Source organism: Pseudomonas sp. KBS0710, from assembly GCF_005938045.2.
GTDB lineage: Bacteria > Pseudomonadota > Gammaproteobacteria > Pseudomonadales > Pseudomonadaceae > Aquipseudomonas.
Genome location: NZ_VCCF02000001.1, coordinates 2,137,957 through 2,149,136, shown reverse-complemented (window position 1 = coordinate 2,149,136; position 11,180 = coordinate 2,137,957). Strand labels below are relative to the sequence as shown.

The window sequence follows — 11,180 nt, the reverse complement described above, 5'->3', positions numbered from 1 at the left end:
GGTTCAAATCGCCTCTAGTTCGCTCAAAAAGTCACGAAGATCATCAAAATCTTCCGCGCTGCCGGCGCGGAAGGTGGCAGCGGCCTGGGCATAGGCGCGCAACGTTTCGGTCTGGAACACTTCCACCAGCGGCACTTCCAGCCCCAGTTCGGCCTGCACCCGCGAGGTGATCTGGATCGCCAGCAGGGAGTGGCCGCCCACTTCGAAGAAGTTGTCGTCCAGGCCCACGCGGGGCAGGTGCAGAATCTCGGCCCAGATCGCGGCGATCTGCTGCTCCAGCTCGGTTTGCGGGGCGACGTAGTGCTGCTGCATCAGGCTCGCATCCGGCTCGGGCAGGCCCTTGCGGTCGAGTTTGCCGTTGGGGGTCAGCGGCATTTGGTCCAGGAACATGAAGTGCGTGGGCACCATGTAATCCGGTAGCCGGGCTTTCAGGGCACGGCGCAGGCTGTCGCGGAACGCGGTGTGGTCGAGCTGCACGGTGGCAGGCACTACATAGGCGACCAACTGCTTGCCGGCCGGGCCTTCCTGCGCGATCACCACGGTTTCACCGACCGCATCCTGCTCACGCAGGCGCGCCTCGATTTCACCCAGCTCGATTCGGAAACCACGGATTTTCACCTGATGGTCAACTCGGCCAAGGTAATCCACCACGCCATCCGCGCGGCCACGGGTCAGGTCGCCGCTGCGGTACACGCGGCTGCCAGGTTTGCCGAATGGGTCCGGCACAAACCGCTCGGCGGTGAGTGCCGGGCGTTCCAGATAACCACGCGCCACACCTTCGCCGCCCAGGTACAACTCACCGGCCACGCCGATGGGTTGCAGGTTGAGTTGCGCGTCCAACACGTAGCCGCTGCGGTTGCCCAGCAGTGTGCCGATTGGCGCGTAGACGGCGCCGCAGGGGTCACCGCGCCGGGCTTTCCATAGCAATGGCGTAACCACGGTTTCGGTCGGGCCGTAGCCGTTGAACAGGTAGGTCGGTTTCAGTGCGCGCCAGGCCAAATCGTAACTGGCCTGTGCCACGGCATCACCACCGAAGCAGTACACGCGCACGTTGGGCGGGTTGCCGTCGCGCTCGGCATGCTCGGCCAGTTGTTGCAGGTAAACTGGCGGGAACACGGCCATGGTCACGTTGTGACGGTGCATTTGCGCGTAGGTGTATTCCGGCAGCCACAGGCTGTCATCGCGGATCAGTACGCTGGCGCCGTTGATTAGCGGGTGCATCCAGCCTTCATGGGAACCATCAAAAGCGAAGGACATGAAGTGCAATTCGCAATCGGCCGGGCTGGTTTCGTAGCGCTCGCCGGTGGCGATGATGTGCGCTACCAACGGGCCGTGGGAAACCGCCACGCCTTTGGGCATGCCGGTGGAGCCGGAGGTGTAGATCACGTAGGCGAGGTTGTCGCCGTCCAGATTGACGCTTGGCGCCGTGTCGCTATAGCCGGTCCAGTCTTCGGTGCGGTCAATGGCCAGGGTTTCGAGCCCTTCCGCTACCGGCAATTGCGCCAAGGCACTGCTGTGGCTTAGCAGCAATTTCGCGCGGCTGTCTTGCATCATGTACAGCAGGCGATCACGCGGGTATTCGATATCCAGCGGCACATACACGCCGCCGGCTTTCATCACCGCGAGGAACGCCACCATGATTTCCGCGCTGCGTGGCATGGCAATCGCCACGCGCACTTCCGGGCCGACGCCACGGGCGATCAGCGCATGGGCCAGGCGATTGGCCTGCTTGTCCAGCTCGCCATAAGTCAGGGTTTGCGCATCGAACTTGACCGCCACCGCATCCGGGTTTTCCCGCGCGCGATCGGCAAACAGCTCATGCACCAGACGCTCCGCCGAGAAGCCGGAATCAGTGCAGTTCCACAGTTGCAGGATGTGCTGCTGCTCATCCTGGCTGAGCAGCTTCAACTGGCTGATGGGCTGCTGCTGATCGGCAACCATCGCCTGCAACAGGTTTTGCCAGTGACGGGCCATGCGTTCAATGGTCGAGGCTTCGAACAGGTCGGTCGCATAGCTCAGGGACGCACTTAACTGGTCACGGGACTCCTCGATATCCAGGGTAAGGTCGAAATGCGCGGCCGTTTCATCCCAGCTCACCGGGCTCATGTCCAACTGCGCCAGGCGCTGCAAGTGCTCGCTGGCCTGGCTGATGTGGTGGTTGAACGCTACCTGGAACAACGGGCTCAAGCTCAGGCTGCGCTCAGGTTGCAGGGCCTCGACCAGTTGCTCGAACGGCAGGTCCTGATGGGCCTGGGCTTCCAGGGCGCGCTGTTTGACCTGCTGCAGCAACTGGGCAACGGTGGTTTGCGCGTCGATCTCGGCCTTGAGCACCTGGGTGTTGACGAAGAAGCCGATCAGCCGTTCGGTTTCTACGCGGTTGCGGTTGGCGATCGGCACGCCGACACGGATGTCCTGCTGGCCGCTGTAGCGATGCAACAACGCGTGGTAGGAAGCCAGCAACAGCATGAACAGCGTCACACCTTCGTGCTGCGCCAAGACCTTGAGGCCATCGAGCAACGGGGTCGGCAGCGCAATATACAGACGCGCCCCGCGATGGGACGGTGCCGCAGGGCGCTGGTGATCAAAAGGCAACTCCAGCACCGGTTGCTCGCCGCCGAGCAGTTCACGCCAATAGTCGAGCTGGCGCGCTTTTTCACCGGCTTCCATCCAGTCGCGCTGCCATTTTGCGTAGTCGGCGTACTGGATCGGCATCGCCGGCAATTGCAGGGCCTGGCCTTGGCTGTAGGCCGCATAGAGCTGCACCAGTTCGTCGACCAGCACTTGCATCGACCAGCCGTCGGAGATGATGTGATGTTGCACCAGGACCAGCACATGCTCGTCTTCAGCCAGGCACAAAAGGCTCACACGCATCAGCGGCCCCTGGCGCAGATCGAACGGTTGCGCCACCAGCGCCTCCACCGTGGATTTGAGCTGCGCCTGGTCGGTGAGCTGCGATGCGATTTCGATCCGCGCCTGTGGGCTGACCACTTGCACGGTGCGGTCGGTATCTTGCTTAAAATGCGTGCGCAAGCTGTCGTGACGCGCCACCAGGGTATCGAAGGCACGTTGCAGGGCGCTGCGGTTCAGCGGACCTTTCAAGCGCAGCGCACTCGGCACGTGATAGGCCGAACTGTGCGGGTCCAGTTGCCAGAGGAACCACTGCCGTTCCTGGGCATAGGACAGCAACAATGGCTGATCGCGATCCGCCGCCGCCATTGCCGGCGCCGAAGCGCTGACCGCAGCCAGATTGTTAACCCCCGCCAGATTGTTAACAAAGTCGCCCAGCACGGGCTGCTCAAACAGCGTGCGCAGTGCAACTTCGAGACCCAGGCCATGGCGCAAGCGGGACACCACTTGCGTTGCGAGCAACGAATGCCCACCCATCTCAAAGAAGTGATCGTTGAGCCCTACCCGTTCGGCGCCCAGCACCTGGGCCCAGATAGCCGCGACGCGTTGCTCGGTCTCGGTGACCGGTGCAACCCAGTCGACCAGGGCTTGACTGATATCCGGCTTGGGCAGCGCGGCACGGTCCAGCTTGCCGTTGGGGCTCAGTGGCAGGCGCTCAAGCACCAGCAGATGCGCCGGAACCATGTAGTCCGGCAGCTCTTGGCGCAACGAAGCCTTGAGCTGCGTGCGCAATTGAGCCTGCTCGGTGTCGGACAACGACTGGCTGGCGACGATATAGCCAACCAACTGGTTGTCCGCAGCGATTACCAACGCCTCGCGCACACTGGCCTGGGCCAGCAGGCGCGCTTCGATTTCACCCAACTCGATACGGAAACCTCGCACCTTGACCTGGTGGTCGATTCGCCCCACGTACTCGATCATCCCATCGGCGCGATAGCGCGCCAGGTCACCGGTGCGGTACAAACGGCCGACGCCGTCAGCGCAGAAGGGATCGGGAATGAAGCGGTGGGCCGTCAGATCCGCACGCTTGAAATAACCCCGCGCCAGCAGCGGCCCGCCGATCACCAACTCGCCCGCGACACCTACCGGCACCGGGTTGAGGTTGGCATCCAGCAGGTAAATGGCCCGGCCATCCAGCACGCGGCCAATCGGCATCATCGACGGTAAGGCTTCACGGCCCTCGACATACGCGGCGCAGTCCAGGGCGGTGGCGGTCACCGTGGCTTCGGTAGGCCCGTAGGTGTTGAGCAGCCGCACCTGCTGCAAGCCCGCTGCGCGCCAGGCATTCAGACCTTCAGGCGGCATGGCTTCGCCGCCAATGTGCAGTTGGCGCAGGCGCCCGTAATCACGTGGGCCCAGGTCTGCAAAGTCGCGCACCAGAGACAACCAATAGGCCGTGGTCAGGTCGACCACGGAAATATCGTGTTCAATCAGCTGCTGGTAGAAGGTGTCGCTGTCCCACAGTTCGCCACCACGCACCACCACCGCCGCACCGCAGCACAACGCCGGGTAGAGCTGCTCGACAAAACCATCGAAGTTGAAGGTGCCAAATTGCAGCACGCGGTCATGGGCTTGCAGCGCAAAGAGTTCGGTGAACACCTCCACATGCCGGGCCAGGGACGCGAGGTCGATGCCCACGCCTTTTGGCCTGCCGGTCGAGCCGGAAGTGAACATCACGTAGGCCAGGTTGGCCGGCTGCGCCCTCGATACAGGGTTTTCAGCGCTGTAATCGGCCAACCAGTCTGCATCGGACTCCAGGCACACAAGCGTCAGGTTCGCGCTGATCGGCAGATGCGCCACCAACGGCTGCTGGGTCAGCAGTAATTGCAGACCGCTGTCCTCGATCATGCATTGCAGGCGTTCGGCCGGGTATTTCGGGTCCAGCGGCACATAAGCGCCACCGGCCTTGAGCACCGCCAGCAAGCCGACGATCATTTCCAGGGAACGGTCCACGGCAACGCCCACCAGGGTGTCGGCGCCGACGCCCAATGCGATCAGGCGATGGGCCAGGCGATTGGCGCGCAGGTTGAGGTCGGCGTAGGTCATACGCTGCTGATCCAGGATCAGCGCGATGTTTTGCGGGTGCAACGCGGCCTGTTGTTCGAAGCGCTGCAATACGCTTGCCTTGGCCGGTTCAGCGACACTGCGTGGGTTCCAGTCTTGCAGCACGCGGGTGTATTCATGCCCCAACAACATGGGGATGGCGCCCACGGCTTGCTCGGGCGCCTGGATAAATTGCTGCAGCAAACCCTGCAAGTAGGTGCCGATGTGCTGCACGGTGTCGGTGTCGAACTGCGCACGCAGGTATTCCAGGTGCAGGCTCAGGCGCTCGCCGCCGTGTACGGTCAGTGTCAACGGGTAATTGGTGCGCTCCTGGTGACTGACGCCACTGAAACGCAAACCGCCCTCGCCCGACTGCTCCAGCGTCTTGGCCACCGGGAAGTTTTCGAACACCACCAGCGTATCGAATAACGCCTCACCGGCCGAACCGGCCCAGCGCTGGATATCAAACAGCGGCGTGTGTTCATGTTCGCGCATTTCCAGGTTCAGTGCCTGAACGTACCGCACCCAATCGCTGACACTTTGCGCCGGGCTGGCGGCGGCAATCAGCGGCAAGGTGTTGATGAACAGGCCGACTTGCTGCTCGACATTCGCCAGCTGTGCCGGGCGCCCGGACACCGTCACCCCACAGGCGACGCTGGACTGGCCGGTGTAGCGTTGCAGCAGCAACAGCCACGCCGATTGCACCAGGGTATTGAGGGTCACTTGGTGTGCACGGGCGAAGGCCGCCAGGCGCTGAGTCTGGATAGCATCCCACTCACAAAGCACTTCACCGTATTCACCCGCACTCTGCGCTGCGTTCTTGACCACACTGCGCGCCAGGTGAGTCGGCTCGTCCAACTGCGCCAGGCGCTGGCGCCAAAAGGCCTCGCCCAACGCCGGGTCCTGCCGTTGCAACCAGGCGATATGCTGGGAAAACCCCGCGCCCACCGGCGCCAATGCCTGGCCCTTGCAAGCCTGCAGCACTTCATTGAGCACCAGGGCATTGCTCCAGCCATCCATCAGGATGTGATGGCTGGTGTAGATCAAGTGCCAGCGGTCTTCAGCCGTACGCACCAACGCCACTCGCAGCAACGGTGGACGCGCCAGCTCGAAGCCTTCGCGATGGTGCTCGGCGGCCAGCCTATCCAGGGCGGCGGGAAGGTCCTGACGCCCACGCCAGTCGAACTCAGTGAACGGCAAGCTGACCTGGCGATGCACCACTTGCAGGGCCTGGCCCTGGTCGTCCTGCCAGACAAACCCGGTGCGCAACATGTCATGCCGTGCCAGCACTTGCGCCCAGGCACGCTGGAATACCGCCACGTCCAGGCCGTGCACATCGGCGCGCAGCTGGCTGACGTAAATATCATCCTCGCCCTGCTGATAGAGGCTGTGAAACAACATGCCTTGCTGCATCGGCGACAGCGGGTACAGGTCCTGCACGGCCCTTGCTGGCAGTGCCAGCTCGTCAAGCTGGGGTTGGGTCAAGTGCGCCAGGGTCACGTCGGCCGGTGTCAGGCCGCCGTGTTTCGGATCGACGCAATGCGCGATCAGGGCCATCAGTTCCTGCTGGAAATCATCCGCCAGGCGCTGGACAGTCGCGACCTCGAACATCTCGCGGCTGAACCCCCACTGCAGGGCCAGTTCACCGCCGTACACCTGCCCCTCCACCGTCAACCAGTTGGCCAGCGGCGCCTCCGGGTCCTGGGCCTGCCCACTGCCCTGGGTGGCGGGCACGAACAGCGCCGACTCGTTGAACTGGCGGTCGAACTGCCCCAGGTAGTTGAACGTGATGCGTGGCGCGGCGAGTTTCGAGAGCGCTTCACGGGCGTCAGGCGTGCCAAGGTAACGCAGCAGGCCGTAGCCAATGCCTTTGTGCGGCACGGCGCGCAGTTGTTCCTTCACCGACTTGATCGCCGCCGACAGCTCGCCATCGGCGTGCAGGCGCACCGGGAACAGGCTGGTGAACCAGCCGACGGTGCGGCTCAGATCGAGCGTATCGAACAGGTCTTCACGGCCATGGCCTTCCAGCTGGATCAGCGCGGCAGGCTGCTCGCTCCAGCGGCTGACCACCCGCGCCAGCGCAGTGAGCAGCAGGTCATTGGCCTGGGTGCGGTAGGCCGCCGGGGCGTCTTGCAGCAGTTGACGGGTGTGTTCGGCGCTCAAGCGAATTTCGAGCTTGCTGCCCAGACGATTCTGCAGGCCGCCCTGGGGGTTGTCGCAGGGCAGATCGGCGCTCGCGGTCTGGGCCTGCCAGTACGGCAGTTGGTCACCCAGCGTCAGCGCATGGGCCTGCAACTGCCGCGCCCAGTCTTGGTAGGCACTGGTCTTGGCCGGCAGCGCCGCGTTGCGGTAAGCCTGTTGCAGATCTTCGAGCAGGATGCGCCACGACACGCCATCGACCGCCAGGTGATGCACCACCAGCAGCAGGCGCTGGGCGCCGTCTGCCATCGAGACCAGTACTGCGCGCAGCAGCGGACCCTGTTCAAGGTCGAGGCTGCGGTGTGCCTCGTCACAGAGTGCGGCCAGCTCAGCCTCGTCAGCGACCTGCGCCTGCCACACTGAAGCGCTTGCAACCGGCTCGGCGTGGGCCTGCTGCCAACCGTCTGCCTGGTGCACAAAACGCAGGCACAGGGCGTCATGGTGGTTGATCAATCGGGTCAAGGCCGCGTCCAGGCGCGCAGGCTCCAGGGCTTCACGCGGGGCCAACAACAGCGACTGGTTCCAATGCTGGCGCGCCGGGATCACCTGCTCGAAAAAGTGATGTTGCACGGGCGTGAGGATCACCTCGCCGCTGACCGGGCCTTGATCGATAACCGTCGCCTGCTCAAAGCTCGCCACCAGCGCCAGGCTGCGCACACTCTGGTACTGGAACAGGTCTCGCGGGCTGAGGCGAATCCCCGCCTGGCGGGCGCGGCTGACCACTTGGATGGAGATAATCGAGTCGCCACCCAGCTCGAAGAAGTTGTCGTCCAGACCCACCTGCGCGGCGCCGAGCACATCACTCCAGATCGCTGCCAGGGCTTTTTGCAGGGCGCTCTCAGGCGCGACAAAGGCTTGCTGCGGCGCAGCATCCGGCAACGGCAGCGCCTTGCGGTCGAGCTTGCCGTTGGCGGTGACCGGCAGTTTGGCCAGGGTGACGAAGTGCGTGGGCACCATGTATTCCGGCAGGCTGCTGAGCAACCAGGCCTTGAGGTCGGTCGGTTCTTCACCCTCGTTAACCAGGTAGGCAACCAACTGTTTGCCGTTCTGCACCAGCACCACGGCTTCTCGCACCTGCGGGTGTTGCATCAAGCGGGCTTCGATTTCGCCCAGCTCGATACGCAAGCCGCGCAGCTTGACTTGATGGTCGAGGCGGCCGAGGTATTCGATAACGCCATCGGCACGCTGGCGCACACGGTCACCGGTGCGATACAGGCGCTCGCCGTCAACAAAAGGGCTTGGTACAAAGCGCTCGGCGGTCAAGCCTGGGCGGCGGTGATAACTGCGCGCCAGGCCGACGCCGCCCAGGTACAACTCGCCTGAGACACCGGCGGGTACCGGGTTGAGCTGGGCGTCGAGCACATAGGTGGCAAGGTTGGCAATCGGGCGGCCGATGGGCACGCTGTCGGCGCCTTCGTCGACGCAGGTCCAGTGGGTGACGTCGATGGCGGCTTCGGTGGGGCCGTAGAGGTTGAACAAACCCGCCGCTGGCAGCTTGGCGAACACTTGCAGTTGCGCGTCCAACGGCAAGGCTTCGCCGCTGCACACGATGCGCTTGAGGTTCGTGCAGGCACCCACGCCAGGCTCATGGATAAACGCCTGGAGCATCGACGGCACGAAGTGCAAGGTGGTGATGGCGTAGCGACCGATGGTCTCGATCAGCCGCGCCGGCTCGCGATGCTCGCCCGGTGCGGCGACCACCAGGCGAGCGCCGGTCATCAATGGCCAGAAAAACTCCCACACCGACACATCAAAGCTGAACGGGGTTTTCTGCAAGACCGCGTCGCTGGCGTCCAGGCCGTAAGCCTGCTGCATCCAGCACAAGCGGTTGACCAGCGCGCGATGGCTGTTGCCGGCGCCCTTGGGTTTACCGGTGGAACCGGAGGTGTAAATCACGTAGGCCAGGTTGAGCGCCTGGATGGCCACGGCCGGTGATTCGTCGCTATAGCCGTCAAGCCAACCCGGCGCCTGGTCCAGAACGATCACTTGCACGCCATTAATCGGCAGCAAAGCCTGCAGGCTCTGCTGGCTGAGCAACAGCTTTATGCCGCTGTCTTCGATCATGTAGGCGAGGCGTTCCTGGGGGTACTCCGGGTCCAACGGCACATAGGCACCGCCAGCCTTGAGAATCGCCAACAGGCCCACCACCATCTCGACCGAGCGCTCCACACAAATACCCACCAGCACGTCGGAGCCAACGCCCTGCTCGCGCAAGGCATGGGCCAACTGGTTGGCGCGGGCGTCGAGCTGGGCATAGCTCAACGTGGTCTCAGCAAACACCAGCGCCGGAGCATCCGGGGTGCGCTGCACCTGTTCTTCAATGAGCGAGTGGATACCTTGCTCTGTCGGGTACGCCTGAGCCGTCTGGTTCCATGCCCGGATCAACATCTGCTGCTCATCGACGGCCAGCATCGGCAACTCACCGATGCGTTGTTCATCACCGTCCACCATGGCGTGCAACAGGCTGACCCAGTGCTGGGCCATGCGCGCAATAGAGGGCGCGTCAAACAGGTCGTTGGCGTAGGTCAACGCAGCATGCAAGGTGCCGGACTTTTCATAGGTGTCCAGGGTCAGGTCGAATTGGGTGGTACGGCCTTGCCACTCCACCAGCGCCAGTTCCAGGCCAGAGGCGGTGCTCACCGAGGCAATGTCCGCTACCACCGGCTGGTGGTTGTACATCACCTGAAACAGCGGCGTGTGGCTCAGGCTGCGCTCGACCTTGAGGGCTTCCACCAGACGCTCGAACGGCAGCTCCTGATGGGCCTGGGCGCCGAGGGCGTGCTCCTTGATGCCCTGCAGCAGCTCAGCGACCCGGGTTTGCCCGGTCAGCTCGGTACGCAGTACCTGCGTGTTGACGAAAAAACCGATCAACCCTTCGACTTCATTGCGATTGCGGTTGGCGATCGGCACGCCGACACGGATATCACCCTGCCCTGTATAACGATGCAGCAGCACGTTGAAGGCGCCCAGCAGCAACATGAACAGGGTCACGTTGTGCTTTTGCGCACAGCTGCGCAGTTGCGCGGCGAGGCCGGAATCGATGGCGAAATTATGCCGGGTGCCCAGGTAGCTGGGCATGGCCGGGCGCGGACGATCGGTAGGCAGCTCCAACACCGGATGCTCATCACCCAGACGGGCCTGCCAGTATTCAAGCTGGCGCGCCTGCTCCCCCGCTTCCAGCCAACGCCGCTGCCACAGGGCGTAGTCGCTGTACTGGATCGGCAGCGCCGGCAATTGCGGCGCTTCGTTGCGTTCGTGGGCGTCGTAGCAACGAATGAACTCGTCGATCAGCACATTCATCGACCAGCCATCGGAGACGATGTGGTGCAAGGTCAGCAGCAGCACATGCTCATTCACATCCAGCTTGAGCAATTGCACGCGCAGCAGCGGGCCGTGCTCCAGGTCGAAGGGCAACAGCGATTGACGGGTCGCCGCCTGGTTGACGGCCTGCTCGCGCGCGTCAAAGGCCAGCGCACTGAAGTCCAGATGCTCGACGACAACCGACGGCTCGATGGCAACTTGCAGCAAGCGATCGTCGGCCTGGCGCTGGAAGACCGTGCGCAGGGTTTGATGACGTGCCACCAGGCTTGCGAATGCCTGCTCCAGTGCGCGCAGGCTGAGGGCGCCTTTTAACCGCACGGCGCCGGGCAGGTTATAGGCGCCACTGGCCGGGTCCAGTTGCCACAGAAACCACATGCGTTGCTGCGCGTAGGACAGCGCCTGGCGATCCTCCACGTCCACCCCTGCCGGAATCGGAAACCGGGAAAAATCCACGCCTTCTTTCTGCAGGGCTTGCAGGAAAACCTGGCGCTTTTCCAGTGGCAACCCGATAAACCGGCGAGCAAGTTTCAAGGAGTCTTCAGCATTCATTTCTTGGAGTCCGGAACAATAGGCAGGAAGCACAAAGGCACGTCGTCCCTATAAAACGAACCGGACAAGGAAAAATTAGCCGGGCGTAAGCGGCTCGAAGCGCGGTGTCATCAAGGGTTACATCAATCTCAGCCAAGGCTCGCAATCTCGAGCTAGCATTG

1 protein-coding gene is annotated in these 11,180 nt (G+C 63.2%); it reads right to left on the bottom strand.

Features of this window, described 5'->3' with window-relative positions; translation table 11 throughout:
- Nucleotides 1-3: 3 nt before the first annotated feature.
- On the bottom strand, nt 4-11,019 hold the full coding sequence (locus FFI16_RS09985; RefSeq protein ID WP_138815142.1) for a non-ribosomal peptide synthetase: 11,016 nt from the start codon (nt 11,017-11,019) through the stop codon (nt 4-6).
- Nucleotides 11,020-11,180: the final 161 nt, after the last annotated feature.

Coding starts and splice junctions, on each gene's coding strand:
- FFI16_RS09985 (WP_138815142.1), bottom strand. CDS start 11,019: ATGAATGCTGAAGACTCCTTGAAACTTGCTCGCCGGTTTATCGGGTTG.